Genomic DNA, 26,568 nt, shown 5'->3' with positions numbered 1-26,568 from the left:
TTTCATGAAAGGTTAAGATTTATGGCCGGAATAGCCCATTAGTAACTGTGAAAATTAGAAATGATTAAGTTTACGTTTCCAGGACAACATACAAGACATGAGGTGAAGTTATGAAAAAGATCGTACAACTCCTGATGGTCTTATGTTTAATGGCTCCGTCCCTTATCCATGCGCAAACGAACACATCCGATGTGAAAATTGCTTTTATTCGCGACGGCTATTTATGGCTCAAGGTCGATGACAAAGAAGTTAAACTGACTAAAGAAAAAGCGACGTATAATTATCCTCCTCAATGGTCTTTCGACGGAAAAATGCTTCTTTATCAAAAAGAAGTGGCTGGCAATATAATCGATACAAAAAGAACTTCAAATGAATTATGGATTTATGATGTCACAACAAAAAAGCATCGCAAAATTTTTTATGACGGCTCTAATCCAAAATGGTCTCCAACAGAGAACATTGTTGCCTTTAGTGCTGTAGGTGTATTGAATATAGCTGATTTGGAACACTTCTATAATATTGCTTTAGGTGTTGACGATTATGCATGGCAGCCAGATGGGAAAGGTTTTATCGCGTCATCAAGTGCTACTCCCCGCCCAGATGGCTGGACCCATCCAATTCTTTACACCATTTCGATTGAGAGCTATCAAAACAGAAATACCTTAACAAATAACGCCAAAAAATTATTTGTAATACCCAAAGAGCTAGGAAAAGATGACGTGAAAATCATCTCGATCGGCGCGGGTTCGTTTACGTATTCTCCAAACAAACAATGGATAGCTTTTGTCGTATCCCCTACTGCTTCATGGTCGATGGACAGCGATATGCTTTGCGTGATTTCTGTAGACGGCAAAAACTTTGAAGTGATTGATGAGCTCAACCAGGAATCCAAGCCGAAATGGGCTTACACCAAAAACTTGCTCGGTTATATTGCAGGGGGCGGAAGGATTGTCTTTGGTTTTAAAAATAAGGATCTAAAAGTAACCGAACTCCCTGCCGATCAAACAGTAACGCTTACACCAAAAAACTATGCTGAAATGGGTTTTTCATGGGTAGATAATGCTTCATTAATCGTTTCCAGAGTACCGGAAACCGAATGGTCCGATGAGGCTAACAAGCGCCCTAAACCGGTATTGTATCTATTATCACTAACCGATCCAAAACAAATACAAATAACGAAGCCTCCAAAAGGCCAAGGGGATTTTACACCCATTTTTTTACCTTCCATAAATAAAATCACTTGGACAAGACAAAGTGATTTAGTAACTTTAAAAGGTGATTTATGGGTGGCTGATCCAAATGGTGACCATGCAAAAGTGTGGGTCCATGATATAGGGCTAGAGTCGTATGACTTTTTTCCATCACGGTGATTGAGCGTAGTATGTGAAAGAGAATATAAATAAGCCATCTCTTTAGTGGAGTGGCTTATTTGTGTATGCAACAACTTATCTGGAAAAGTGAAATGTAGTAGCTCTAGCAATTTGTTTCAAGAAGCCCTTTAAACCGCAGCTTCCAATAATAATAGTAAATCCTCTTTAGAGAAATGATAGTGTTCATTACAAAGATGGCAGTGTGCTTCAGCTTGCCCGTCCGTCTGAATCATATCTTGTATCTCGTCACTTCCTAAACTGAAGATGGCATTGGAAATTCTCTCCACGGAGCATTGACACTGGAAATGAACAGGAATTTCTTCTAAAAATTTCACATTTCCAGTACCCAGTAGGTGTTCTAGTATCTGTTCCGGCGTCATACCTTGCTCAACCATCGAAGAAATAGGAGTCATTCCTTTCAAACGTTCCTCTATGGCATTGACTGTCTCCTCATCTGTACCAGGCATAAGTTGAATGATGAACCCCCCTGCTGCTTGGATTGTATGATCAGGATTTACCAAAACACCCACTCCTACTGAGGAAGCTACTTGCTCTGAAAGAACAATATAGGAAGTAAAGTCCTCATCTAGCTCACCCGATACAAGGGGGACATGCCCAACAAAGGGCTGCAGTAATCCGATATCTTTTGATACAGTTAGCATTCCATCCGTTCCAACTGCTCTTTTCACATCTAATTTACCTTGTTCATTTAACTCAAAATGAGTTTGAGGATTTGTGACATAGCCCCTGACTTCCCCTTTGGTATTTGCATCTACCAGAATGGTTCCAAGTGGACCACCGCCATTTATTTTGACCGTTATTTTCTCCTCACCTTTGAGCATTGCACCGAGTATCACGCTGGCTGTCATAGAACGTCCAAGTGCAGCGGAAGCAGTTGGCCATGTCTTATGGCGACGTTGAGCTTCGCCAACACTTTCTGTTGTTCTCACCGCATAAGCACGTACTTGGTTATTGTAAGCAGTTGCCTTTACTAAATAATCCTTCACTTCATACATTCCTTTCTTCATTCACAGTTAAAAAAGCTCTTTTGCCAATAAGCGATAGCCATTCAAACGTTTCTCTTGCGAATGAGGAATGCTACAAATCATCGCTTCATCAAATCCATATCGTTCTTGCTCTTCTTGTAATCGCGCTGCAATTTCTTTCGAAGATCCCACAAAGTGAATTTTACGACTCTCTTTGATCATCATACGATCCATTTCCGTCAGTGGATAATCACCGGCTTCTTGAGGTGTCAAAACTTGCCCGACTTTGCCTTTCATAAACAGTAAACGCCAAATATCTTGAGGTGCAGCCTCAAACTCAGCTTCTTCTGCTGTTTCAGCTGTTGTCACCATATAGGAAACATTGATTTCCGGTTTCTCCATAAACGCTGACGGTTGAAAATTCTTCTTATACGTATCTAAAGTCGATTTGGATAGCTGACCATTAAAAAACTGTGCAAAAGAATAGCCAACGCCCATACGCCCTGCTTGAATGGCACTATTGCCACTCGAACCCAATAACCAAGCTTCGGGCAAAACAATATGGGATGGCGTGGCGATCGTTTTATTGTATAGGTTATCTTCTGGTACATCATCGTTGATCAATTGCAGAGCTAGTTCAAATTTTTCATACATATTGTTCAACATCGGAGGGCGTCCTTCGGATAAAGCATAGATGGAATCATTATCCCCTCCCGGAGCTCGACCCACACCAAAATCAATTCGACCTGGTGAGAATGCGCTCAGTGTTTTAAATACTTCAGCTAGTTTTAGCGGAGAATAATGCATCATCATTGTGCCGCCAGTACCAATACGAATTTGTTGCGTTTTAGCCGCTAAATGAGCCGCTGTCACCTCAGGAGCCGAGCTTGCAAAAACGTTTGTTCCATGATGTTCAGCCATCCACATGCGATGGTAGCCCAATTCATCTGCCAAAACGGCCAGTTCTTCTGCTTTTTTTAAAGCATCCGGCGCACTATTTCCTTTCGTAACGGGTGCTTGATCCAGTACACTTAACCTCATGTAGTTAACTTCCTTTCCTCTTGTACTTTGTCAGGTGTCACATCATTGCCAAGTGGATCCAGAACGGTTATTCCTGAGACGGTATTAAGAACCTGTCCGCGAATTTCGCGTAAGTAATCTTGTTGCAAGACGGTTTGTTCTACCATTTCGGCATTGGTCAACCCCTCTTCCCTCTGCTTTTTTGCTAATTCATTAATACGATCTAGACCTTTAATCATCTATATTCCACTTCTTTCATAATTTATTTGCAGTAAAATGAGGAAGCACATATTCGCCCAATTCTTGAATCACTTCTGCTGCAGGGCGTGTTCCATTCTTCAGCCCAAACATTACATGATTAACTCCGGCATCCTCGTAAGCATGTAAATAATCAATTAAAAATCGATAACCCGATCTAAACCCACCCTTTATTGGTTTGGGTGCTTCATTTGGATTCTCTGATAAATCAATTGCCAAAGCTTGAGCAAATGGTTTGAATCCGCCAGCTGCTTGCCGCCATTTTTTCACAAGTTCGCGCTGTTCATTGACACCTTGAGAATAAAATAACCAACCATCTGTATGCTCCGCTAGCCACTCAATTGTCTGGCCAGAATACCCCGTTCCCAAAATTGGAATAGCAGATAAAATTGGTTTGGGAACGATATCACCTTGAAGCATGTCAACTCGCTCTGTCTGTATTTGCGGGAATGCTTCTTTCCAGACTTTTTTCATTACCACTATAGATTCTCTAAATAACGCTTCTTTTTCGTTAACATCCACTTTAAATACCGGGAATTCAATGGGCCTATCACCAGTGGCAACACCTAATAACAGCCGCTGATTCGATATTTTATCTAGCGAGGCAGCTGATTTTGCTACGTGAAGTGGGTGGCGCAATGTCGTCACAATGCTTGAAGTACCAAGAGCAATTCGATCCGTATGTGCTGCAACGTAAGAAAGAAACACCCACGGATCGTATAGAGCTCCAACATCACCAAAATCCGAATCGTAAAGGGGAGAATCTCTGACAAATAAAGAGGCAAATCCTAGACCTTCCGCCTTTTTCGCCAGTATCATTTGCTCATCTAAATCCATCGTTGGAAAACTTCCTGTATACGACTCCAAAGGAAATGTTAGTCCCAGCGTTAATTTATTCTCTTTAAATGTTCGTGCAAAGCCTTGATGAGATTGGAAATCATTCATAATAGTTGTTCACCTACTTACATGTATTCTCTTATAAGACCATTTTTCCGTTTATCCATTCTTTTAAATCTTCTACTTTTCCAGGAAAACGATTAGCTGTTTCTTCATCTAAAGAGGCAATTGTTTCTCGCTTCAATATCGTTCTCCAAGTTGATTCAGCCTCATTCATTAAATCCGTTAACAAGCAGCATCTATCTTCTTTTTTCAATTCAAGCATGTCATCGAGAATACCACTCGGGGAATAAAGTGATTGTTGGCCTTCTACTGCAAGATAAACATCGTATATCCGAATCTCTTCCGGTTTTTTCTTTAATTTAAAGCCGCCCTTCACCCCTGCAACGGAAGTAATCAGGTCTGCACTAACTAACTTTCTTAACAACTTTTGAAAATAAGTCGGTGAAGTCCCTAATTGTTGACTGATGGCTTCTCCAGGCAATACCGCTTTATCCGGTAACATATTCAGTAAAAGAATGGCGTATACAGATTGCTCAACCCCTGTTTTCATTTGCATGAAAATCACCTCTGTATCTTTTGTATTTTTTGAACGTTCATCAATGAGACTAATACAGATAAGCATTATCCATATTAGAAATATTAAACTACTGCTAGATCAAGGTCAAATAATAAAACTCATGAATTAAATTACAATCCATGAGTTTTGGTAATTTATGATATTGAGTGGACACATGAACCATTGAAAAACGAGATGATTGTTCTTCATGACCATAGTGAAATTCCTGTCTTTGACTATTTCCCCTTGTAAGGCGCCTTCGCTCAGTTTATATACGTCAATCATTTGTTCAACATATATAGGATCAAAGTCTAAGGAAAGATACTCTCGACTTTGATTTGTTTGTTATTTCCCAGTTTCAGCAAAATGCTGAATACGAATACCAATTTCATCACGAACACGCTGGAAGAATACCCATTTTTCTTCATCAGTTCCTTTTGCTTTAGCAGGATCATCAAATCCCCAATGATTTCGCTTGACATGAGATGGTGTCATTGGACACTTGTCAGCAGCATCCCCACAAAGAGTGACGACAAAATCTGCATTATGTAAGATCTGCGGATCAATGATATCCGAGGTTTGATTTGAAATATCGATTCCAACCTCATTCATGGCTTTCACAGCATTTTGGTTTACTCCATGAGCTTCAATTCCAGCACTAAGAACTTGCCATTCTTCACCAAGAACTTTTTTACCCCAACCTTCAGCCATTTGGCTACGGCATGAATTACCCGTACATAGGAAGTAAAGTGTTTTTTTTGACATAACGAAAACCTCCTTTTTTTACTGGATGAACGACAGCCATAGATACAGTCCGATTAATGTTATTAGGAGTGTAGGAACAGTTAGGAGTATACCGATTTTAAAATAGCTACCCCAAGAGATTTTCACTCCTTTTTGAGACAGTACATGCAACCACAATAAAGTGGCCAAAGAACCGATTGGTGTGATTTTTGGACCTAAATCGGATCCGATGATATTCGCATATATCAAAGCCTCGCGAATCGACTCCGTTGCCGTCGTTTCTGATATGGCTAACGCGTTAATCATGACGGTAGGCATATTATTCATAATGGATGATAAGATCGCTGCAATAAAGCCCATCGAAATCGTCGCTACAAATAGTCCTTGGTTGGCAGCCATTTGAATGACATCGGCCAATACACCAGTCAGACCGACATTACGCAATCCGTAGACGACGACGTACATCCCAACCGAGAAGAACACGATTGCCCAAGGTGCGCCTTTCAGTACTTGTTTCGTGTGAACAGCAGGACTTCTTTGTGCCATTATCATAAAGAATATTGCCGTAATTCCAGCTATAATCGAAACAGGAAGCCCTGTAAATCCACTTGAGAAATACCCGATAAGTAACATGCTTAATATCACCCAAGCCAGTCGAAACATCTTAATATCTTTGATAGCATCCTTCGGTTGTTTTAGTTCTGCTACTTTATAATTTTTAGGGATACTTTTACGGAAGAATAGCAGCAACACTAAAATACTAGTAATTAAAGCAAATAAATTGGGTACAATCATTCGGGATGCATATTCGACAAAGCCAATACCGAAAAAGTCTGCCGAAACAATATTGACTAAGTTACTCACAACTAATGGTAACGAAGTGGTGTCTGCAATAAAACCACTGGCAATGATGAATGGGAAAATCATTTTTTCATTAAAATTCAAATTTCGTACCATTGCAAGTACAATTGGCGTTAGTATAAGGGCAGCCCCATCGTTTGCGAACAAAGCAGCAACGACTGCACCTAGCAGACTGACATAAATAAACATGCGAATCCCGCTGCCTTTGGCTAATCTAGCCATATGCAGAGCCGACCACTCGAAGAATCCAATCTCATCTAAGATTAATGAAATGATTATGATGGCAATGAAAGCCAGTGTAGCATTCCATACAATCCCAGTTACATCAATAACGTCTTGAAAAGTAACTACTCCTACTAACAAAGCAATTATTGCCCCAATACACGCGGACCATCCAATTGATAAATTTCTAGGCTGCCAAATAACAAAAATAAGTGTACTGATGAATATCAATGATGCCGTTATTACTGAAACCAACGCTCTTTCCCCTTCCTACTTGCAGCAAACTCTAAGCCCTTGCGCTTCCAGTCTGGCTATAGACTCATTTTGTTCGGGAAGCTGTTCAAGAATGCTTTGAATAAACGAATAGTCTTCATGATTTTTGTTAATAGAGAAAAAAATCCATTGTCCTTTACGTTCTTCTTTCACTACCTTTATATCCTTAAGCTTACGTAAGTGCTGGCTGATTGCCGGCTGACTCATCCTAAAGATTTCAACAAATTCACACACACAGCATTCATGCGTCTTAAGTAGCCGCATCATTGTCAAACGAGTTGGATCTCCGAGTAATTTTAAGAGTTGTGATGCTCTCTGAATATCAATAGTTACTGTTTCATTCATCTACTATCCCTCCCGAAATCATCATATAAGAATATGCTTATATGCACAAGTGGATTATTCTCCTTTACTTAATTAAATTGGGCTATACTTTGAAAATAATTAGTGAGGACATCACCAAAAGATATTATTCCGGTTTGTTGTTTGTATTTTGCAGAACTTGCTAGATAAGCGTTGAATAATGCCATTCTGTTTTTCAAGTGGCATTATTCAACGCTTAGTAAAAGAACATTTTCACACCGTTATCGGAGTTCTCGACACATTAATCAGAATCCCCGTCATTCTTCACTCTCTTCTTCATGACATTCGCCATTTGTTGGGAACTCGGATTTTCTTCCTTATACAGTTTGTCAACGATGTTAAGGTAATCTTCCTCATTACGATTCTGACTTAATTTATAGGCAGCTTGAATTTCATGTACTTTAATCTTAAATCCAACAATCCCTTTTAGTTCTCTTTCCACTAACTGAGGAGAAAGCTTGTCCCATAAAACCGAATTCTCACGATGTTTCTCGTATTTTTGTAGCATCATGATAAGGTCTTGTTTTAACTCCTCCTTATCTAGAATGCTAGCTGTGCCATATACATGCACTGCTTGATAATTCCATGTTGGAACATTTTCATGACCGTACCAAGAAGAAGAAATATAAGCATGTGGTCCCTGGAACATAACTAGTACATCATCACAACTTTCGAATGTTCTCCATTGTGGATTCCCATAAGCCATGTGTCCAGTAATATAATAATCATCTCCCTTTTTATTTAACGCCAAAGGTAAATGACTAGCAATTGGTTTACTATGTTTTGTTGTAACAATAGTTCCAAATGAATTGTCTTGAACAAATTCTTTAATTTCATCTACGACTGTGACTTTAAAATACTTGGGAATATACATGATTTAGCTCCTTTTTGATTACTAAATTAGTAGATATTGTACGATTAATTAAGGCTAAAATTCATTGTTGTATTTTTCTAGGTTAGATGATATTTCTCTCTTAAATACGAAAAAGCCCTTTAGACAATTATATCTAAAGGGGTAAATAGTTGCATCTTTTTTTAACATTCTACTTTCATTTTAAACCAGACAAACTGTAGCTTTGAAATAAAGTTTGTTAGAAAATATACTTTTTACGGTAAAAAAGGTGAATCCATTTTGATATACATATTTAATGTCTCTTCACAAAATTGTGTTCATTATTTAATTCCGTTATTCCACCGTAACCGATTTCGCTAAATTTCTTGGTTTATCAACGTCACAGCCTCTGTAAAGAGCGGCATAATAGCTGATTAACTGCATTGGAATCACAGCTGCAAGTGGGGTGAGTAATGCATGCACTTTCGGCAAGACTAAACAATCACCCTCCTCTTCTAATCCTTCCATTGAAATAATGCAAGAATTAGCTCCTCTCGCGACGACTTCTTTTACATTTCCACGAATATTTAGGCTTACAGCTTTTTGTGTAACAAGTGCAAAGACAGGCGTTAATTCTTCAATCAACGCTATAGTACCGTGTTTTAATTCCCCAGCGGCGAAGCCTTCTGCTTGAATATAAGAGATTTCCTTTAACTTTAGTGCTCCTTCTAAACTGACGAAGTAGTCCACATTGCGCCCGATGAAGAATGCATTACGTGAGTTTCCCAAGAAGTCTAGTGCGACTTTTTCCGTCACTACTTTTGAATCCACAAGTATTTGGATTGCATTTGCAGCAATGGCAAGCTCTTTCTTTAAATCAAAATCTACGAGTATGCCACGTTCTTTAGCTGTAACATAGGCTGAGATGGCAAGAACCGCTATTTGTGCCGTATAGGCTTTCGTTGAGGCTACTGCAATTTCTGGCCCAGCGTATAGCGGTAATGTGTAATCTGCCTCTCGAGACATAGTTGAGCCGGGAACATTGGTAATTGCAATAGCAGTATGCCCTAACGCTTTTATTTTCACCAGTACTTGACGGCTGTCAGCAGTTTCGCCTGATTGTGTAATGAAAATGAATAATGGTTTATCTGATAAAAGTGGCATGTTATAGCCGAATTCGCTTGAGATATGAACTTCTACTGGAATACCTGCTATGTTCTCAAAATAATGCTTGCCGATAAGACCGGCGTGATAACTTGTTCCTGCTGCAATAATATAAAGACGGTCTGCTTCATTTATTGCAGTTAAGACATCACCGTTTATCGTTAGCTCACCATACCTATTTTCATACTTTTGAATAATCTTACGAACAACACTTGGTTGTTCCTCGATTTCTTTCAACATAAAGTGAGGATATGTGCCCTTCTCGATATCGCTCATATCTAACTCAGCCCTATAAGGGGTACGTTCAATATTTACGCCATCCAATGTACTAATCTCAATTGCTTCCTTGCGGAGAATGACAACTTCTTTATCATGCAGTTCTACATATTGATCTGTGACTTGCAACATTGCCATAGCATCAGAAGCAACGACATTGAAGTGTTCGCCAATTCCTACAAGAAGTGGACTTTTATTTTTTGCAATGAAGATTGTGTCCGTTTCATCTGCATCTAACATAGCAATCGCATAAGATCCTTGAAGAAGAGATAAAGTATGACGGAAAGCAATTTCAGTTTTCATGCCGCCTTTTACGAACTTTTCAACAAGCTGCACGATAACTTCTGTATCCGTGTCAGAACTCATCTGAACATCACGTAAATGTTCTTTTTGTAGTTGTAAATAGTTCTCTATTACGCCATTATGCACAAGTGAAAAACGATTGGATACACTCTGATGAGGGTGTGCATTCGTTTGGTTCGGAACTCCATGTGTCGCCCAGCGCGTATGGCCAATTCCAGTAGAAGAGTGGATAGTCCAATCTACTGCTGAACGAAGGTCCGCAACACGGCCTTTTTCTTTCACAACAGTAAGCCCTACTTCATTAGCAAGTGCGATTCCTGCTGAATCATAGCCTCGATATTCTAACTTTTCAAGTCCCTTTACCAGAATTTCTTTAGCATCTAACTCACCAATATAACCTACTATTCCACACATATTTATTCCTCCGATGTTTGCAAAATAAGCAACATTTAACTACACCACAGCTGTATTAGCGAAGTGTACTTGCATATCACTTGAAGTATTTGCCTTTTTGCTCCTTTGTCCATTCGATTGCTCAAATGATTTACTAGCAAAATTACAACCGGGCAATTGCGATCGGGAGGCTTCCGCCGAAAATTCGATACTCCTCCACCTCGTCTGCTGAAAATTAGTGACGTCTGATTTCTTCAGCACTGGCGCTTAAACTGTTTTCCGATTTATGTTTAACGTGTGGTTTTCACTCCTTTTACACGCGGTGACCAATAGCCTCTCTATTTAGAAGTGGCTATGAATCAACTTTATTATCTTACAGAAGTTGCTGTTTTCTTGTCAATAAATAACGAGTATAAGACTAGATTGGTAATTGATTCTCTGGTAGTATCGAAATGATTTAAAATCTAATCCTACTAACTAAAGTATGCGGATTGCTAGTTAAACTGTGATGTTTTTTCAAAAAACAAAAAAATCAGCCCGTTGTACGAAACGGCTGATTACTTTTAGTGAAGAGAATCTGTTCTTTATTTAAAGGAACTCCTTCTTACTAATACGCCAATAATGATAAGGGATGAAATTCCTAAGATCACTTTGCCTTGCCCACTCCAGTTGAGAACTTGCAAAGCAGAGTATGCTTCAATAACAAGTGCAGGTATTTTCCCAAGTGTACTGGCTATCGAAAAATTCATCATGCCAACATTGCTACTCGCACTCGCCAAAGTAACTAAACCTGACGGCATAAACGGGAATACCCTGGATGCTAAAATTAGTAAAAAAGCTTCCATTCCCTTTGTTCTATGTAATCTAATCAAATACTTATTGTTAATAGTGACCTTATACCTGACTTTGTTTATACCTTTTCGATATAGGTAAAAGCTAACCATCGCTCCCAAAGCCTCTCCTATAATAGAAAGAATTAAACCATACCAAAATCCAAAGAAACTAATATTTGCTGCCGTTACAAATACGCTTGGTATAAAACCCAAGACACTAATACTAATATTTAAAATGATACTTATCAAAACAGCGAGTAGACCGCTATTTTCAAACCATTGCAAAACCTCTTCTACCATATGCACCACCGAGTTTCATAAGTTGTAATAACCGTTTATTTTACACATCCAACTAAACTCGTTTCTTCAGTAAGAACTTAACTTATTTTATCATTAGTGATAAGAATTCCTCGTTATAATATTTCCCACTAATTTTAAGTGCTTTCTCTTCCAATCCAATGACTTTAAATCCTAATTTTGTATATAGTTTTTTTGCTTTTTCATTAGTAGTAACTACAGTTAAATTAAGTTTTTCTATCGTTTCAATTGTTTTTGCTTTGTTAATCGCTTCAGTAAGTAGTTCTTTCCCTACACCTAAACCACGTATGTCAGGATTTACGTACATTGCCAATATATTTGCCTTGTGTCTAAGATTTAACTGTGTTTCTTGAAGTAATGTAACTACTCCCATAAGTTCTCCATTGTTAAATGCCCCATATGTAAAGTTTCCTTTATTCGATAAATTCTTTGCAACGCTCTGTACTGGGTTTTCTCTTCTTACAGCTTCTTCATAGTTTGTTGCAAAAGCCTCTGGATTAAGCTTTAACGCCTCCAACCTTAAATCCCAGTACCTTTTTGCATCTGATGGTTTGAGCAATCTTATTTCCATAAATATTTCCCCCTCTATTCGCTCAATTTCTTCAGTTCGCTTTTTATCGCCATAATAACCGTTGGATCAATCGGATACATGAAACTTCGATTAACACGAACAGCCGACCCAAAATGAACTTCTTCTAGTCCAGTTGCAGAAACCAATGAAGACAGTGTTTCAAGGTTCATACCATTCCCTGCTAAAATTCGAACAGATGTATTTTTAGACTTGTCCACCAATTTTTTAAGCTGTTCGGCAGCTTCTGGTGCCGGTGCTTGGCCTCCCGAAGTCAAAATCCGCTGAATCTGTGGGAAACTAGCAATGACTTCTAACGCTTCCAACTGATCTTCAATCTCATCAAATGCACGGTGGAAAGTAACTTTCATCTCCCCAGCTTCCTCCAATAAACGTGATAGAGCTTTCTTATTTACTTTGCGCTCCTCTGTTAGTACTCCAATAACGACTCCCGAAGCTCCTGCACGTTTAATATGGCGAATATCAGCTATCATTACAGCTAAGTCATTGTCATCATAGTGAAAAGTTCGACTATGGGGCCGAACGATTACATGAACAGGAATATTTACTCCCTCAACTACTGCTTCCACCAATCCCATACTTGGCGTAAGCCCACCTTCAGACAAAGCTGTACAAAGTTCCAATCGATTGGCACCACTTCGTTCTGCAGCAATTGCATCTGCCAAACTTGTAGCTATAATTTCTAACATCATTATGATTAACTCCCCCTATCCCTACAGTTGGTAACTCATCACAATGAGTTCGCCACTCCTCCCCATCTCTCGAACGCCTTTATCAATATAGCCACAGTTTTTATACAAAGCTTGGGCTATCTCATTTTTAACATTTACAGCAAGTACGATTTCATCGATGCCACTAAAATGACTTCTTACAAATTCCGGTGTAAGCATCAATGCATTCTTCCCATAGCCTTTACCTTGCTGATGAAAATCGGTAGAAAAACTTCTAATTAATATAGCATTGTCATTAGGGGAAAAAGACTTGACTCCTTCTCCTTTATGTAAGCTAAAGAACGTTACCAATTGCTCGTTTTCTACTGCTAAAATCGAATATCGATCTGGTTCTGCATTCGAAAGGTCAATAGCGTCTTTGGGCGTTCCCGTAAATCGTAGCTGTTCGTCGGTTAATATGTAGTTTTCAATAAGCTTATCAAACTGATGATTATAAAAATGTAGTTTCATATATTCTATCCCTTTCCAAAATAGTGTTAATTTTATTTGATAATAAGTTATGATAAAGATTCCCTTCAATTCCGCTTCGGCTACCCCTGTTAGGCGCCTTCGCTGAATTTCCACTTATAGTCATTTGCCCATTATATTTAGATGGTTCTATGTATTCAATTCGAATAATAATAAAGCATTCCCATTGAACTGACTTGCATATCTAGTTCAATTAAACCGTACACCCCATTATCATCAGGAACTTCAATCTCCATAAGGTATCCCCTTACTCGACCAGAAGTCGTTACGCAAGTACTTCATGACCTTTTTGTTCAGCAACAACAGCTTCCGCTCCTAACCAAGCATGTGTTCTAATCCGTTTAAATATAACAAAATCACATCCATCTATTAAATAGATTCTGCCGTCAATTGAATAAAACCTTGTTTATGCATCATGCAAGCACCCTACAATGATTATTCAAAAGAGTTTATTTTATTATATCAGCAATTATCGGAGTTATCGCTAAACTTATGAACTATAACAAATAAAAAACACCCCACCCCATTTTTCCCCAATGAGTGAGATGTTCTTTACTAAAGTTATGGATCAGTCCTTGCTAGTATAATACGCATTTAAATCATTATAATATTTATTCAATGAAGAGGTAGAGATTTCAAACCATTCGGCAATCTCTTTTACAGTTATCGTTAGTGGTTCAAATAAGGCATTTTCCTGGCCAAATCGAATCGCTCCAGCCGCAATCGCTACTTCTTTTCGTGCATTCGGCTGCTGTTCCACCAAATAATCTTCTATAATTTCTATTAGCTGATCAGATTCTCGATCATTTTCCTCTAAAAACTCGATTGCTTTTTGGAGGACACCCGCTTCAAAGTTGGTAAATTCTCCGCCGTCATAGCCATCCTCACCAAGCAACTTCCAAAATGCAATTCCATTCTCTTTCAAAAATATGGAAACAGAATGTTCTTCTTGTGATTCAAATTGCCTCACGAATTTCACGAATGCTTTTGTATGGTCGGTTGGGAAGAAAATCAAGCTTGAAACCGCTAAATAGTGATTATCTTTCGATGAGCCGTCCGGTAAAATGAAGCAATACACATGGACTCCTACTGGAACAGGCTTTTCACTTTCGCGTCGTAAATGTATCGTTTCATCTTTCAAGATATTTTTAACCGACATATAAGTCTCGTCAACAGCTACTACTTCTCCAATGAAAACACGTGGATCAGACCATGTTTCTAACACATTCACTACAGATGGACGGATGATTTTCTTTTGCTGCTTCTTCATATAGTTCTTCCAAATGTCCGGTTTGTGATGGAAAAAGAATTCATCCATGACAATCGCTTCAATCATTTCCTCGACTAAATACTTCTTAAGGGGCTCACTCCATTTTTTTACCAAGCCCAAGAATTCATTTAGGTCACGTTTTTCAGGGTACTCTTCGTAAAAAGCTTGCAAAATTCTTTCTAGTTCTTCCGATTGCACTTCTTCTATTGAAAATGTCGCTTTCGATTCACAACATTTTTTATACTTTTTTCCACTGCCACAGAGACATGGATCATTACGTCCAACCACATTAACACGTCCTTTTATTAATTAAGAATACATTTAAGTGTAACATGCCTATGCAAAAATAATAAGTGCCCATTTCTAGTTTGCTAGTTTGGTTTACTCGTCAACAACGTGAGTATTTACGGTACTATTTTAGAAATCAATCCCTGATTAGAACCAGTTCTGAACATATAAATCTATACTACATCCGCCATTTTAAAATAGTGAAAAAAACGACCTTCAGGGCTTTTGCCCGTTTAGTCGTCTGTCCTCTTTTTGCAGTGATAGAACTCGCTTCTCACCGCTCGTCATTCTCTTAGGCTTTATTTGTCTTCGATGATCCTCAACAATCGCCTGTAAATTCACAACATCTATCATGAACTATTACCTCCGTTTCCTACTCACTCAATAGCGTATGTACAAAAAACGGAATGGATACACCGTATCAATATGTCGCACTCTTCCGAATACTCCCGCATTAGTTTCCCAGGAAATAATTCGTGTGCGTTTTGGATCCAACCTATTTTACCCTGAAAATGATTTGATCAATAAGTAATAGTTTAATAAAGAATTTACGACATAAAAATAATAAATTTTCGTTTTAATCCACACTACTTCTACTAATTTTATCGCCTGTGCTTTTCACTGCACACTAACACTAAATATAAAAACTATTGACGAAAGATTAAACTTTAGTTTACACTTTTCATGAAGCTCCTTTTACTAGTATAGGTAACTGATTTAGTTGTCGTTTCCTTGCTACTAATTAGGGCATTTTTTTGCGAGTAATTAATCAATTCTTAAAGCAGCTCCACTATTTCTTACTCCAACACTAATGCAATTCAAGTGAATATCTACTGATTAATTTATCTGCATATGTTGAAGAAATGAATACCTATATTAACCGAGGAATACTACACCTCAAAAGCTAGTTATCTTGATGGCGACGATATTCCCACTTATGGCGAAAATGATACGAAGAAACCGTTCTCTGGTAAGCGTATTAAAAGTGGTCTGTATTGCTCAGGTCGAAATTTGTTAATCAACGCTGATGTGAATGGTGCAGCAAATATTTTGAAGAAAGCATTGTATAGGTTAACAAAAGAAACTGATCTCAATATTAAAACAGTGAATGTTTGGAACCCAAAATTAATTGTTATATAAAAGAAGTCCCAACGGCAAGACCTATGGGATAGAGGGTATGAGCGTTAGTAGACCGCCAATGTGACAGCCCCACTGCTCGTTAATCGTTCAGGTTCGCTTAGATATTAAGAGAATTCATCGACACGACAGATACCCCTTCCTCAAAAATGCGTTAGCCTTTTAGGTGGGGGAGCATTCATTGACTAAGGAATGTTATACTTTATAATAAGATTTGTTTTACATGAAAGGCGTGATGGTAGGGTTGGAAAATAAGCTGAAGCTTTATGGCTTTAACAACCTCACAAAGACCCTTAGCTTCAACATCTATGATGTTTGCTATGCGAAAAGTGAGCGGGAGCAAAGTGAATATATTGCTTATATCGATGAGCAATATAATTCTGATAGATTAACCAGTATTCTGTATGAAGTGACAGAAATTATCGGGGCACACGTCTTGAATGTCAGTAAACAGGATTACGATCCACAAGGTGCAAGTGTTACGATTCTTATTTCGGAGGAAGCTTTTCCTGTCGCTTTGATTGATGAATCATGTAATCAAGGTGAACGTACTATTTTGGGAACTCGTAAAACGGTCGTAGGACACTTGGATAAAAGTCACGTTACCGTCCACACATATCCGGAATATCATCCTGATAACTCTATCGCTACTTTTCGAGTCGATATTGATGTTTCAACGTGTGGCACAATTTCCCCGTTGAATGCACTTGATTATTTGATCGGAAGTTTCGATTCAGACATTATCACGACTGATTATCGAGTACGTGGATTTACACGCAATATGGAAGGTGAAAAACTTTATATAGATCATTCGATTGAGTCCATTCGTGATTATATCAACAGTGATACATTGCTGAAATACGATTGGAAAGATATCAATGTACACCAATCCAATATTTTTCATACAAAACTTCTGATTAAAGACATAAACCTGCAGAACTATTTGTTCAATACGGAGGTCTCCGAGCTGCCTCTTAATGAAAGGCTCGAAATCACAACCATGTTGCGCAAAGAGATGACTGAAATTTTTAATGGTTCTAATATAGATGAATGAGGGGTGATTACGTGACACATCTTCTGCAACAGAAAGCCCCCATTATGGAGGCGCTTAATCAATACAAATCAATGCGCGTCGTCCCTTTTGACGTTCCTGGCCATAAACGTGGGAGAGGAAATCCTGAATTAGCCGCATTTTTAGGTGAACAATGCCTATCCATGGATGTCAATTCCATGAAACCACTTGATAATCTCTGCCACCCTGTTTCGGTTATAAAAGAGGCAGAAGAATTAGCAGCTCAAGCATTTAATGCCAAGCATGCCTTTTTCATGGTCAATGGGACCACATCTGCGGTACAGGCAATGATCATGACAGCGTGCAAAGCTGGGGATAAAATCATTATGCCTCGCAATGTACATCGAAGTGCGATTAACGCTCTCATTTTAAGCGGTGCTGTTCCCGTCTATGTCAATCCAGGCGTGCACAGTGAACTTGGTATTGCTTTAGGGATGGCTGTAAAGGATGTAGAACAAGCCATTTTGGAAAATACGGATGCTAAAGCCATTCTCATCAACAATCCTACCTATTATGGAATTTGTTCAAACCTGCAGGCTCTTACCGATCTTGCACATCAACACGATATGCTCGTCCTTGTCGACGAAGCACATGGTACACATTTTTACTTTGGTGATAATCTTCCCGCTTCTGCTATGTCAGTGGGTGCTGATATGGCATCCGTTAGTATGCATAAATCCGGCGGTTCATTGACACAAAGCTCTTTTTTGTTGATAAACAATGATGTCAGCGAAGGTTATACGAGGCAGATTATTAATTTGACTCAAACGACAAGTGGCTCCTATTTACTGCTTTCCTCTTTAGATATATCGAGAAGAAGTTTAGCACTAAATGGTAAGGAGATTTTTAAAAAAGTCGCCGAAATGGCACATTATACAAGAACTGAAATCAATAAAATTGGTGGCTATTACGCCTATTCGAGAGAATTGATTAATGGAGATACGATTTTTGACTTTGATGTCACAAAACTTTCGGTAGATACCCGTGATGTTGGCTTAGCTGGAATTGAAGTCTATGACATTCTTCGAGATGAGTATGATATTCAAATTGAATTTGGTGATATCGGTAATATCTTGGCCTACATTTCTGTCGGTGACAGACATCTAGATCTGGAACGATTAGTTGCAGCACTTGCCGAAATCAAACGACGCTACTCTAAGGATAAAAATAGCGTTTTCATCCATGAATACATTCGTCCGCAAGTTGCTTTCACGCCGCAAGAAGCCTTTTATGCACCTAAGCAAAAGTTGCCCATTTCGGAGAGCGCAGGTTATATTTCCAGCGAATTCGTTATGTGTTACCCCCCAGGCATCCCAATTCTTGCACCTGGTGAACGAATTACTAAGGAAATCTTGGATTTCATTCAATACTCCAAGGATAAGGGCTGTTTCTTAACAGGTACTGAGGACAGCGATATTGCAAATATTAATGTGCTGAAGGAGTTGGTGGAATGAATTTATGGTATACAGAAAATCATTCGCCTAATGTCCGTTTTTCATTGGAAGTGGAAGAACATCTTTACACGGGTAAAAGTGATTTTCAAAAAATCGATATTTTACAAACGTCGGAATTTGGTCGTGTTCTTACTCTTGATGGACTTGTAATGTGCACTGAGAAAGATGAATTTATTTATCACGAGATGATTACGCATGTAGCAATGGCTACCAATCCAAACATAAAAAAAGTGTTAGTTATTGGGGCTGGTGATGGTGGAACAATCCGTGAATTGACTGCTTATCCAACTATAGAACAAATCGACATGGTTGAAATTGACAAAATGGTTGTCGATGTCTGCAGGGAATATTTACCCCAGACAGCTTCAAAACTAGATGATCCCAGGGTTAATCTGTACTTTGAAGACGGGCTGAAATTTGTTCGTAGAATCGAAAATGACTATGATTTGATCATTGTGGACTCGACAGATCCATTCGGTCCAGGTGAAGGGCTTTTCACAAAAGAATTTTACGGCAACTGCTATAAAGCGCTGAAAGAAGATGGAATTCTTGTGAATCAACATGAAAGTCCCTTTTACGCTGAAGATGCGCTTGGTATGAGGAAAGCACATCAAAAAATTGTAGGCTTCTTCCCGGTTTGTAAAGTTTATCAATTTCATATGCCCACTTACCCATCCGGTCACTGGTTGTTTGGTTTTGCGTCGAAGAAATTTGACCCTATTCAAGATTTGGATGCAGCAGCATGGAATGACCTTGAGTTGAAAACAAGGTATTACAATACAGACATTCATGTTGGTTCATTTGCACTTCCAAACTATGTAAAGGAGCAATTAAAAGATGTTGAATAGAAATATTGAAACGTTTATTGGTTGTGACAATGAGTACGAAGAATCGAAAATCGTTATTTTCGGTGCTCCCTTTGACTCTACAACTTCTTTTCGTCCTGGTACACGCTTCGCTAGCAAAGCAATGCGCGGTGAATCGTTTGGAATTGAGACGTATAGCCCCTATCAGGATAAAGACTTGGAGGATATCGCTGTATTTGATGGTGGCGATTTAGAATTAAGTTTTGGGAACACGGCAAGAGCATTAGGACAGATTGAAGATTTTACAACTCAAATTTTGGAAGACGGCAAGATCCCCTGCATGATTGGAGGGGAACATCTGGTGACACTCGGCGCAATGCGTGCTGTTGCCAAAAAACATCCAGATCTCCACGTCATACAATTTGACGCACATGCAGATTTACGTGAGGACTATCTTGGGGAAACCCTTTCTCATGCCACTGTTATTCACAGAGTATGGGACTTGCTCGGAGACGACAAGATCTTCCAATTCGGTATTCGCTCTGGAGACCGCAGTGAATTCCAATGGGGTAAAGACCATGTGTTTACGAACAAGTTTAACTTCGACGGATTAGAAGAAATCGTTGAAAAGCTTAAAGATAAACCAGTTTATTTAACCATTGATTTGGATGTACTGGACCCTTCTGTATTTCCTGGAACAGGTACACCTGAAGCCGGCGGTGTCAGCTTCATGGAATTGCTGAATGCCATGTTAGCAGTTAGTGGCCTCAACATTGTAGCTTGTGACGTAAATGAGTTGTCTCCTATTTATGATCAAAGCGGTGTTTCGACAGCCGTTGCATGCAAAGTACTTCGTGAATTGTTATTAGCCATTTGAATTCCGTGTCAGTATCTGTGCACCTAGGTGTGGTGTTTCGATTCTGGTACAAACTAAGCGAAGGCGCCTTATAGGGGTAGCCGAAGCCATAAGACTGACGGCGAAGCTGTCCGGCTTATGGCGGAAGGCATCCCCAAGCGCCAAAGCGGATTCAATGGAATTCTTTATTTCAACTTATATTACTAAAAAAACTATATTATAGGCGGGTGTTCATTATGGGAAAAGCTTTAATTATTGGTGCTGGTGGAGTTGCAGGAGTAGTTGTTCATAAATGTTGTCAGGTTCCTGACGTCTTCGAAGAAATTTGTATCGCTAGCCGTACAGTATCCAAATGTGATGCTTTAAAAGAAAAGTTAGATGGCGGTCGCACTAAAATCCAAACGGCTCAAGTAGATGCTGATAATGTGGAAGAACTGGTTGAACTAATTAACAAATTCCAACCGGATATCGTTATAAACGTCGCATTGCCATACCAAGATTTAACGATTATGGATGCATGTCTTGCTACTGGCGTTGACTATGTCGATACAGCAAACTACGAACCCCTTGACGAAGCTAAGTTTGAATACAGCTGGCAATGGGCCTACAGAGAACGTTTTGAAAAAGCAGGCATCACTGCCCTACTAGGAAGCGGCTTTGATCCGGGCGTTACAGGTGTCTTCTCTGCGCATGCACTAAAACATCATTTTGATGAAATTCATACGATTGACATTGTGGATGCAAACGCTGGCGATCATGGCTATCCGTTCGCTACTAACTTTAATCCTGAAATAAACATCCGCGAAATCACGGCTAATGGAAGCTACTTTGAAAATGGTGAGTTCATCGAAACTGAACCATTATCAATTAAACGTGTCTATAATCTTCCTGAAATCGGTCCAAAAGACGTTTACTTATTACACCATGAGGAATTGGAATCACTTGCACTCAATATTACAGGAATCAAAAAGATTCGCTTCTGGATGACATTCTCGGAGAACTATTTGAACCACTTAAAAGTGCTTGAAAACGTTGGCATGACTTCTATTGAACCAATACTATTCGAAGGAAAAGAAATCGCTCCCCTACAATTTTTAAAAGCAGTTCTACCAGATCCAGCTTCACTAGGACCAAGAACAATAGGGAAAACGAATATCGGCTGTATTTTCCAAGGTATTAAAGACGGCGAAGAGAAAACGTATTATATTTACAATATTTGTGACCATCAAGAATGCTACAAAGAAGTTGGTTCACAAGCAATTTCTTATACAACGGGTGTACCTGCAATGATCGGTGCTATGCTTGTGATGACTGGTAAATGGAAGAATCCTGGCGTACACAATATCGAAGAGTTCAATCCAGATCCGTTCATGGAAGCACTCAACAAATACGGTCTACCATGGCAGGAAAGCTTCAATCCTGAATTAATTGACTGAGGAGGGCTTGAAATTGAATATTGACTTAAATGCACTCCCCTCTCCCTGTTATGTAGTGGATGAAGGATTGCTTATTAAAAACTTGGAGAAAATGAAGTCTGTTATTGAGCGGACGGGCTGTAAGATTCTCCTTGCTCAAAAAGGATTTTCGATGTTCTCTGTTTATCCGTTAATCGGTGAATACTTGAATGGCGTAACGTCCAGTTCCGTACACGAAGCGAGACTGGGCTATGAAGAAATGGGCAAGGAGGTTCATACCTATGCCCCCGCCTTTTCTGAAACTGAGTTTGATGAGATTCTTTCTTATTCAGACCATATCGTCTTTAATTCGTTTCAACAATATAATCAATTCAAAGAAAAAATTAAAAGCAATCCAAAGCAAATAGAAGTTGGACTTCGCATTAATCCTGAGTACTCTGAAATCGAAGTCGATATGTACAATCCTTGTTTTTCACATTCAAGATTTGGTGTTACGCTTGAGAATTTTGAAGCGGACCAGCTTGAAGGTATAGATGGCTTACACTTCCACACAATGTGCGAACAAAACTCTGATACGCTGGAGCGTACCGTGCAAGTTGTCGATGAAAAGTTCGGGGAATACATCAAAAATATGAAGTGGATTAACTTCGGTGGTGGGCATCATATCACAAGACCTGACTATGATATCGAGACACTTATTCGTTCGATCATGTTTATGAAGAATAAATACGGTGTTCAAGTGTATTTAGAGCCTGGTGAGGCTGTCGCATTGAATACTGGCTATCTTGTTGCGACTGTTTTGGACACCCTCCACAACGGTATGCCGATTGCTATTTTAGACACCTCAGCAGCATGTCATATGCCTGATGTACTAGAGATGCCTTATCGACCTGAAATCATTGGCGCAGGAATGCCGAACGAAAAGGCTTACACCTATCGATTTGGTGGACCGACTTGTCTAGCCGGCGACGTAATTGGCGATTATTCGTTTGATGAGCCATTAAAGCCTGGCGATAAACTTGTCTTTTGTGATATGGGGCACTACTCGATGGTGAAAAACAATACATTTAATGGCGTTAACTTACCTTCTATCGTTTTGAATACTGTTAATGATGGTGTTAAAGTGATTAAACAATTTGGCTATGACGATTTTAGAAGTCGTTTATCTTAATCTGAATGAAGAGCCCGTGCAAAAAACACTGTTTTTTGTACAGGCTTTCTTTATTAGTTGAGTACTTTAAGTTTAACTTTTTTGACTCCCCACTCCATGGCATTATTATAAGAAGGAATGAAGACATCGATTTTATGTCCTTTAATGGCTCCTCCTATATCTCCGGCAATCGCTTCTCCATAACCTTCCACCCAAACTTTTGTACCAAGCGGAATCAATTTCGGATCCACTGCAATCACTTTCTGATTTGGATTAGCACGTAAGTCAATGCCGTAAGCGGTAGTTCCTGAACATCCCGTACAGTACGCTGTGTAGGCTGTTGCTGTAACTAGCATCTCTTTCCCATCGCTTGCAGGTGGTGGCGTTGGAACAAATGCAGCTGCAATTGTATCGTTCTCAGACTTGGGAGTTACTGAGTCTGCTGCATGTCCACTGACGATTAATACATCACCAGGATGGATCAGCTCTCCCGTCAGGTCGTTCAAACTCGTGAGAGAATCTAAAGAAATATTATGATTAAGTGCAATTCGATATAAATTATCGCCTGCGGCCACTGTATAGCTTTTCGGCTTCTGTGCTGATTCCACTGGCGCAACTAATTTCTGATCTACTTTTTTCTGAACTATTATTTTCTGGTCTACTATTTTCTGATCTGGTATATTACTTTCTTCTGGTTCAGCCAAAATCATGTCAACTTCATTTGAAAGGGTTTGTAAATAGGTCAGTTCTTCATCACTCACTTGGGCATCTGAAAGAATCGCTGCATCAGTTATTGAATAAGTGGAAAACGCAAAAAGTACGGCTAACAGAAAAATCTTCATTTTCAACAAAAGTCTCCTCCTTCATATCAAATACGATAGCTTATCCTAAACAGCAATCGATAGTTTGTTTCCACAAGTATTGCCCCGAATCTCTGAAAAACAAACATTCTAATTAAATAAAGAGACCATATTGTAAAACAATTACTATTTGTTTTTACAATATGGTCTCTTTATTATGGTTCTATAATATTTGTTGGGGTATCCATACAATTTAAGCGAAAAAAATGCACGTAATCACCGATTCTTTTATACTTGAATTGTCGAGAAACAAGTAAAAGAAAGGTGATACATGCATATGAATTTTAACATGAATATTCCAGGATTAAAAGAAGTAGTGATTGAAAAGATAGAGGAAGTTGGGGAACGAACTGCACTTCATGTTTCACTCCCGAAAAAACCGCATAAATGCCCAAACTGTGGTGAAATGACAACCAAAGTCCATGACTATCGTATGCAAAAGATTAAGCATTTGAAATGGTTCGAGCGCTTAACCGTTCTCTTCTATAAACGTCGTCGTTATGCTTGCCCATGCGGAAAACGATTTTCAGAGAAATCCCCTTTCGTGGAAAAATATCAGCGCTACACAAAAGAATGGAATCAAGTGGTACGTATTCGTTCAGTTAAAGCGAAAACCTTTAAAGAAGCAGGTGAAGTACTAGGTACATCTAGTTCGACCGTGATTCGTCGTTTCAAAGAGGTAGCGAAAGACCATATTGCAAGCGGTGTTCGGTTACCAAAAGTCATTGCCATTGACGAATATAAAGGCGACACGGACGCTGGAATGTATCAACTGATTATCGCAAACGCTGAAACGCATGAACCCATAGATATCTTACCAAATCGTAGAAAAGATACGATTAAAGAATATCTCTACCAGCATGGGGCAGATGTTGAAATAGTCGTGATACACATGAACCCAAGCTTTAAAGCAGCGGTAAAACAGGCATTAGGACGTCCTATGATTATCGCGGATCGCTTCCATTATTGTCGTTATATTTACTGGGCAATTGATGAAGTACGGCGGAAAGTACAAAAAGAATGGCATGCGTATGACCGCAAGAAATGCAAACGAATGCGCCATGTGTTGTATAAGCGAAGTGAGAAATTAACAGAGAAAAACCGATGGTATTTAGATCGATATCTAGGGATGTCTGAAGAGTTGGAGAAGGCGCATGAATTGAAAGAGGCTTATTGTGAATGGTTTGACTGGGCCAAAACAACAGAAGATGTGGCAGAAGTGAAAAGACGATTAGAAGCCTTTTACCGTAAGGTAGAAAAAGCTAATATTCCCGCATTTTTAAAGGCGATTAGAACGTTTAAGAATTGGCAAGTTGAGATATTAAATAGTTTTATCTTCAAGTATTCAAATGGTTTCTTAGAAGGAATCAATAACAAAACAAAAGTGATGAAGCGTAACGCGTATGGTTTTAGGCGCATCGATCACTTTAAAGCAAAGATATTATTGAACATTAAGTATAAAGAAATCGGGGTTCATTTAGGATAAAGGGTGACGTGCAAATCACATCACCCCAACATTTGACTTAGAACCAAACTAATAACTATATTTACTGAAATAAAGAACGCCATTGAATTCGCTGCGACGCTAGGGGATGCCTCTCGCCCTAAGCCAAGCAGCTTCGCCGCCAGTCTTAGTGCTTCGGCTACCCCTTTTAAGGCGCCTTTGCTAAGTTTGTATAGGTATTCATACATTGAACATATATATATCGAAAAGAAACACCTTTAGCAAAAAAATGGTAAACCGTTCAGTTAAGTGGTACAAAATACAAAATAAAGCACGAAATAGACCGCTAATTCGCATATGAATTTGCGGTCTTTAACCTACAATAATTCTTGTAAGGTGAAATTATCGTGTTAAAACCGTGGCTAATTCAGTGGTCAAATTAACTCGATAGTTGATTTAATTAGAACTTCTTTTTAATAATAGTAAGCATCACTAAACACGAATGATTTTATAAATTCTCTATGAATTCTTCAACTACATTTACAAACTTATCAAGATCAGGCTCAAAAATATTATGGTTAGATTCTTCAAATACAATTAGGTCAGCCTTTGAAATTTTCTCTAAATATTGGACACTATCTTCAACAGATAATGCAGAACCTTCTTTCCCACCTTGAATAATAAGGATAGGACTTTGTATAAGATTTAATTTATCCCAAAATGATACCTGCTTGGAGTCCCTTTGGATACCATCTATCGCATGTGGTTTCATTCTTTCCGACACAGACTTTCCTCTCCAGGGAGGCGAAGCTAAAAAATAATCTACCCATTCAGGTGGCAGTTGTGTATGGTGCGCGGGATAATCTCCTAAAACTATACCTTTTACTGAATTTAGATTGGTAAAAGCATAACCAAGTGCATAAGATACGCCTCTTGAGAAACCCATTAGAATAAATTCATCTAACTTTAGATGTTTTATTACTGATTTAATATCACTAATATGATCTTCTAGAGAATATCCCATTTTCGGAGCATCACTTTTACCTCTTCCCCGCAATGAGATTGCAATGCATCGACTAGAAAGCAATTTCATTAACGGTATATAATCCTCGGCTGATTCAGAAAGTCCAGGAATTATAACAAAAGGTAATCTATTATTTGTAGCTCCCGATTCACTATCGATAAATTCAATAGTTGTCTCTTTATTACCGATTAAACTACTTTCCATACTTTTTCACTACCTCACTTTTAACATATAATCGTAGCAATAGGTAAGCATTTGATGTTATCTCCAGCTTTTCCCCTGCTCCGCACGGAACGTGCCAGTTTCCAAGCATTCCGCGCTCCATCTAGCGA

26 protein-coding genes and 1 pseudogene are annotated in these 26,568 nt (G+C 38.9%); 9 read left to right on the top strand and 18 right to left on the bottom strand.

Annotated elements, in window-relative coordinates:
• The first annotated feature begins 110 nt into the window (after positions 1-110).
• Positions 111-1,370, top strand: coding sequence for a TolB-like translocation protein (locus I2483_RS00130; RefSeq protein ID WP_207173095.1), 1,260 nt, complete (start codon positions 111-113; stop codon positions 1,368-1,370).
• A 128-nt stretch (positions 1,371-1,498) separates the two neighbouring features.
• Here the strand turns inward: I2483_RS00130 and hslO are convergent, their stop codons facing one another.
• The 16 genes from hslO to I2483_RS00050 all read right to left on the bottom strand — a co-directional run bounded on the left by hslO (position 1,499) and on the right by I2483_RS00050 (position 15,372).
• Positions 1,499-2,377: an Hsp33 family molecular chaperone HslO gene (hslO, locus tag I2483_RS00125; RefSeq protein ID WP_346267677.1), complete on the bottom strand. Its 879-nt coding sequence runs from the start codon at positions 2,375-2,377 to the stop codon at positions 1,499-1,501.
• A gap of 27 nt (positions 2,378-2,404) precedes the next feature.
• Positions 2,405-3,397 carry an MsnO8 family LLM class oxidoreductase gene (locus I2483_RS00120; RefSeq protein ID WP_207173094.1) on the bottom strand — a complete coding sequence of 331 codons (993 nt, stop codon included), beginning with the start codon at positions 3,395-3,397 and terminating at the stop codon, positions 2,405-2,407.
• Positions 3,394-3,615, bottom strand: a complete 222-nt coding sequence (locus tag I2483_RS00115; protein WP_207173093.1) for a DUF896 domain-containing protein — start codon at positions 3,613-3,615, stop codon at positions 3,394-3,396. Before I2483_RS00115 ends, I2483_RS00120 begins: the two co-directional genes overlap by 4 nt.
• A gap of 16 nt (positions 3,616-3,631) precedes the next feature.
• On the bottom strand, positions 3,632-4,579 hold the full coding sequence (locus I2483_RS00110) for an LLM class oxidoreductase (protein WP_207173092.1): 948 nt from the start codon (positions 4,577-4,579) through the stop codon (positions 3,632-3,634).
• A gap of 31 nt (positions 4,580-4,610) precedes the next feature.
• Positions 4,611-5,090: an RrF2 family transcriptional regulator gene (locus I2483_RS00105; RefSeq protein WP_207173091.1), complete on the bottom strand. Its 480-nt coding sequence runs from the start codon at positions 5,088-5,090 to the stop codon at positions 4,611-4,613.
• 345 nt (positions 5,091-5,435) lie between these two features.
• Positions 5,436-5,855, bottom strand: coding sequence for an arsenate reductase (thioredoxin) (gene arsC, locus I2483_RS00100; protein WP_207173090.1), 420 nt, complete (start codon positions 5,853-5,855; stop codon positions 5,436-5,438).
• An 18-nt stretch (positions 5,856-5,873) separates the two neighbouring features.
• On the bottom strand, positions 5,874-7,172 hold the full coding sequence (locus I2483_RS00095; RefSeq protein WP_207173089.1) for an arsenic transporter: 1,299 nt from the start codon (positions 7,170-7,172) through the stop codon (positions 5,874-5,876).
• A gap of 15 nt (positions 7,173-7,187) precedes the next feature.
• Positions 7,188-7,535 carry an ArsR/SmtB family transcription factor gene (locus tag I2483_RS00090; RefSeq protein WP_207173088.1) on the bottom strand — a complete coding sequence of 116 codons (348 nt, stop codon included), beginning with the start codon at positions 7,533-7,535 and terminating at the stop codon, positions 7,188-7,190.
• Between the two features lie 259 nt (positions 7,536-7,794).
• A complete protein-coding gene (locus I2483_RS00085) occupies positions 7,795-8,427 on the bottom strand; it encodes an FMN-binding negative transcriptional regulator (RefSeq protein WP_207173087.1) in 633 nt (210 codons plus the stop codon).
• 312 nt (positions 8,428-8,739) lie between these two features.
• Positions 8,740-10,542, bottom strand: coding sequence for a glutamine--fructose-6-phosphate transaminase (isomerizing) (gene glmS, locus I2483_RS00080; RefSeq protein WP_207173086.1), 1,803 nt, complete (start codon positions 10,540-10,542; stop codon positions 8,740-8,742).
• 563 nt (positions 10,543-11,105) lie between these two features.
• Complete coding sequence (locus I2483_RS00075; RefSeq protein ID WP_207173085.1) at positions 11,106-11,654, bottom strand: TVP38/TMEM64 family protein; 549 nt, start codon at positions 11,652-11,654, stop codon at positions 11,106-11,108.
• A gap of 82 nt (positions 11,655-11,736) precedes the next feature.
• The gene (locus tag I2483_RS00070) at positions 11,737-12,243 is read right to left on the bottom strand and encodes a GNAT family N-acetyltransferase (RefSeq protein ID WP_207173084.1); all 507 of its coding nucleotides are present in this window, start codon (positions 12,241-12,243) and stop codon (positions 11,737-11,739) included.
• Positions 12,244-12,257: 14 nt separating this feature from the next.
• Positions 12,258-12,953, bottom strand: a complete 696-nt coding sequence (locus I2483_RS00065; protein WP_207173083.1) for a copper homeostasis protein CutC — start codon at positions 12,951-12,953, stop codon at positions 12,258-12,260.
• Positions 12,954-12,974: 21 nt separating this feature from the next.
• Positions 12,975-13,442, bottom strand: coding sequence for a GNAT family N-acetyltransferase (locus tag I2483_RS00060; RefSeq protein ID WP_207173082.1), 468 nt, complete (start codon positions 13,440-13,442; stop codon positions 12,975-12,977).
• A gap of 586 nt (positions 13,443-14,028) precedes the next feature.
• On the bottom strand, positions 14,029-15,018 hold the full coding sequence (locus I2483_RS00055; protein WP_207173081.1) for an SEC-C metal-binding domain-containing protein: 990 nt from the start codon (positions 15,016-15,018) through the stop codon (positions 14,029-14,031).
• A 216-nt stretch (positions 15,019-15,234) separates the two neighbouring features.
• On the bottom strand, positions 15,235-15,372 hold the full coding sequence (locus I2483_RS00050; protein WP_207173080.1) for a hypothetical protein: 138 nt from the start codon (positions 15,370-15,372) through the stop codon (positions 15,235-15,237).
• A 519-nt stretch (positions 15,373-15,891) separates the two neighbouring features.
• Between I2483_RS00050 and I2483_RS19290 the strand changes: the two are divergent.
• The 7 genes and pseudogenes from I2483_RS19290 to nspC form a co-directional block, all read left to right on the top strand.
• Positions 15,892-16,083: pseudogene (locus tag I2483_RS19290) on the top strand (RNA-guided endonuclease InsQ/TnpB family protein); the annotation flags it as partial.
• A gap of 295 nt (positions 16,084-16,378) precedes the next feature.
• Positions 16,379-17,209: an adenosylmethionine decarboxylase gene (gene speD / locus I2483_RS00045; RefSeq protein WP_255549994.1), complete on the top strand. Its 831-nt coding sequence runs from the start codon at positions 16,379-16,381 to the stop codon at positions 17,207-17,209.
• A gap of 44 nt (positions 17,210-17,253) precedes the next feature.
• On the top strand, positions 17,254-18,681 hold the full coding sequence (locus I2483_RS00040) for an aminotransferase class I/II-fold pyridoxal phosphate-dependent enzyme (RefSeq protein ID WP_255550229.1): 1,428 nt from the start codon (positions 17,254-17,256) through the stop codon (positions 18,679-18,681).
• Entirely contained in the window at positions 18,678-19,529 is an 852-nt protein-coding gene (gene speE, locus I2483_RS00035; protein WP_186670780.1) for a polyamine aminopropyltransferase, read from the top strand. The genes I2483_RS00040 and speE overlap by 4 nt, the downstream gene beginning before the upstream one ends.
• Positions 19,519-20,364 carry an agmatinase gene (speB, locus tag I2483_RS00030; RefSeq protein ID WP_207173078.1) on the top strand — a complete coding sequence of 282 codons (846 nt, stop codon included), beginning with the start codon at positions 19,519-19,521 and terminating at the stop codon, positions 20,362-20,364. The genes speE and speB overlap by 11 nt, the downstream gene beginning before the upstream one ends.
• A 215-nt stretch (positions 20,365-20,579) precedes the next feature.
• Positions 20,580-21,779 carry a saccharopine dehydrogenase family protein gene (locus tag I2483_RS00025; protein ID WP_186670782.1) on the top strand — a complete coding sequence of 400 codons (1,200 nt, stop codon included), beginning with the start codon at positions 20,580-20,582 and terminating at the stop codon, positions 21,777-21,779.
• Positions 21,780-21,792: 13 nt separating this feature from the next.
• Positions 21,793-22,929 carry a carboxynorspermidine decarboxylase gene (gene nspC, locus I2483_RS00020; protein WP_186670783.1) on the top strand — a complete coding sequence of 379 codons (1,137 nt, stop codon included), beginning with the start codon at positions 21,793-21,795 and terminating at the stop codon, positions 22,927-22,929.
• Between the two features lie 53 nt (positions 22,930-22,982).
• On the opposite strand, the gene I2483_RS19560 is transcribed toward nspC, so the two are convergent.
• Positions 22,983-23,750: a LysM peptidoglycan-binding and 3D domain-containing protein gene (locus I2483_RS19560; RefSeq protein ID WP_207173679.1), complete on the bottom strand. Its 768-nt coding sequence runs from the start codon at positions 23,748-23,750 to the stop codon at positions 22,983-22,985.
• A 289-nt stretch (positions 23,751-24,039) separates the two neighbouring features.
• Between I2483_RS19560 and I2483_RS00010 the strand changes: the two genes are divergently transcribed.
• Positions 24,040-25,254, top strand: a complete 1,215-nt coding sequence (locus I2483_RS00010) for an ISL3 family transposase (RefSeq protein ID WP_207173077.1) — start codon at positions 24,040-24,042, stop codon at positions 25,252-25,254.
• A gap of 466 nt (positions 25,255-25,720) precedes the next feature.
• On the opposite strand, the gene I2483_RS00005 is transcribed toward I2483_RS00010, so the two are convergent.
• A complete protein-coding gene (locus I2483_RS00005; protein WP_207173076.1) occupies positions 25,721-26,440 on the bottom strand; it encodes an alpha/beta fold hydrolase in 720 nt (239 codons plus the stop codon).
• Between the last annotated feature and the right edge of the window lie 128 nt (positions 26,441-26,568).

Source organism: Sporosarcina sp. E16_3, assembly GCF_017347125.1.
Classification (GTDB): domain Bacteria; phylum Bacillota; class Bacilli; order Bacillales_A; family Planococcaceae; genus Sporosarcina.
Note: the sequence above shows the minus strand (reverse complement) of the source record. Positions and strands in the feature narration are given on the sequence as shown.

Bases quoted from the DNA above. Each gene is read 5' to 3' on its own strand.
- I2483_RS00085 (WP_207173087.1), bottom strand. From the start codon at position 8,427: ATGTATATTCCCAAGTATTTTAAAGTCACAGTCGTAGATGAAATTAAA.
- I2483_RS00070 (WP_207173084.1), bottom strand. From the start codon at position 12,243: ATGGAAATAAGATTGCTCAAACCATCAGATGCAAAAAGGTACTGGGAT.
- I2483_RS00110 (WP_207173092.1), bottom strand. From the start codon at position 4,579: ATGAATGATTTCCAATCTCATCAAGGCTTTGCACGAACATTTAAAGAG.
- I2483_RS00130 (WP_207173095.1), top strand. From the start codon at position 111: ATGAAAAAGATCGTACAACTCCTGATGGTCTTATGTTTAATGGCTCCG.
- speB (WP_207173078.1), top strand. From the start codon at position 19,519: ATGTTGAATAGAAATATTGAAACGTTTATTGGTTGTGACAATGAGTAC.
- I2483_RS00025 (WP_186670782.1), top strand. From the start codon at position 20,580: ATGGGAAAAGCTTTAATTATTGGTGCTGGTGGAGTTGCAGGAGTAGTT.
- speD (WP_255549994.1), top strand. From the start codon at position 16,379: ATGAAAGGCGTGATGGTAGGGTTGGAAAATAAGCTGAAGCTTTATGGC.
- speE (WP_186670780.1), top strand. From the start codon at position 18,678: ATGAATTTATGGTATACAGAAAATCATTCGCCTAATGTCCGTTTTTCA.
- I2483_RS19560 (WP_207173679.1), bottom strand. From the start codon at position 23,750: ATGAAGATTTTTCTGTTAGCCGTACTTTTTGCGTTTTCCACTTATTCA.
- I2483_RS00065 (WP_207173083.1), bottom strand. From the start codon at position 12,953: ATGATGTTAGAAATTATAGCTACAAGTTTGGCAGATGCAATTGCTGCA.
- I2483_RS00005 (WP_207173076.1), bottom strand. From the start codon at position 26,440: ATGGAAAGTAGTTTAATCGGTAATAAAGAGACAACTATTGAATTTATC.
- I2483_RS00040 (WP_255550229.1), top strand. From the start codon at position 17,254: ATGGAGGCGCTTAATCAATACAAATCAATGCGCGTCGTCCCTTTTGAC.
- I2483_RS00105 (WP_207173091.1), bottom strand. From the start codon at position 5,090: ATGCAAATGAAAACAGGGGTTGAGCAATCTGTATACGCCATTCTTTTA.
- glmS (WP_207173086.1), bottom strand. From the start codon at position 10,542: ATGTGTGGAATAGTAGGTTATATTGGTGAGTTAGATGCTAAAGAAATT.
- I2483_RS00120 (WP_207173094.1), bottom strand. From the start codon at position 3,397: ATGAGGTTAAGTGTACTGGATCAAGCACCCGTTACGAAAGGAAATAGT.
- I2483_RS00075 (WP_207173085.1), bottom strand. From the start codon at position 11,654: ATGGTAGAAGAGGTTTTGCAATGGTTTGAAAATAGCGGTCTACTCGCT.
- I2483_RS00060 (WP_207173082.1), bottom strand. From the start codon at position 13,442: ATGAAACTACATTTTTATAATCATCAGTTTGATAAGCTTATTGAAAAC.
- I2483_RS00115 (WP_207173093.1), bottom strand. From the start codon at position 3,615: ATGATTAAAGGTCTAGATCGTATTAATGAATTAGCAAAAAAGCAGAGG.
- arsC (WP_207173090.1), bottom strand. From the start codon at position 5,855: ATGTCAAAAAAAACACTTTACTTCCTATGTACGGGTAATTCATGCCGT.
- I2483_RS00050 (WP_207173080.1), bottom strand. From the start codon at position 15,372: ATGATAGATGTTGTGAATTTACAGGCGATTGTTGAGGATCATCGAAGA.
- I2483_RS00010 (WP_207173077.1), top strand. From the start codon at position 24,040: ATGCATATGAATTTTAACATGAATATTCCAGGATTAAAAGAAGTAGTG.
- I2483_RS00090 (WP_207173088.1), bottom strand. From the start codon at position 7,535: ATGAATGAAACAGTAACTATTGATATTCAGAGAGCATCACAACTCTTA.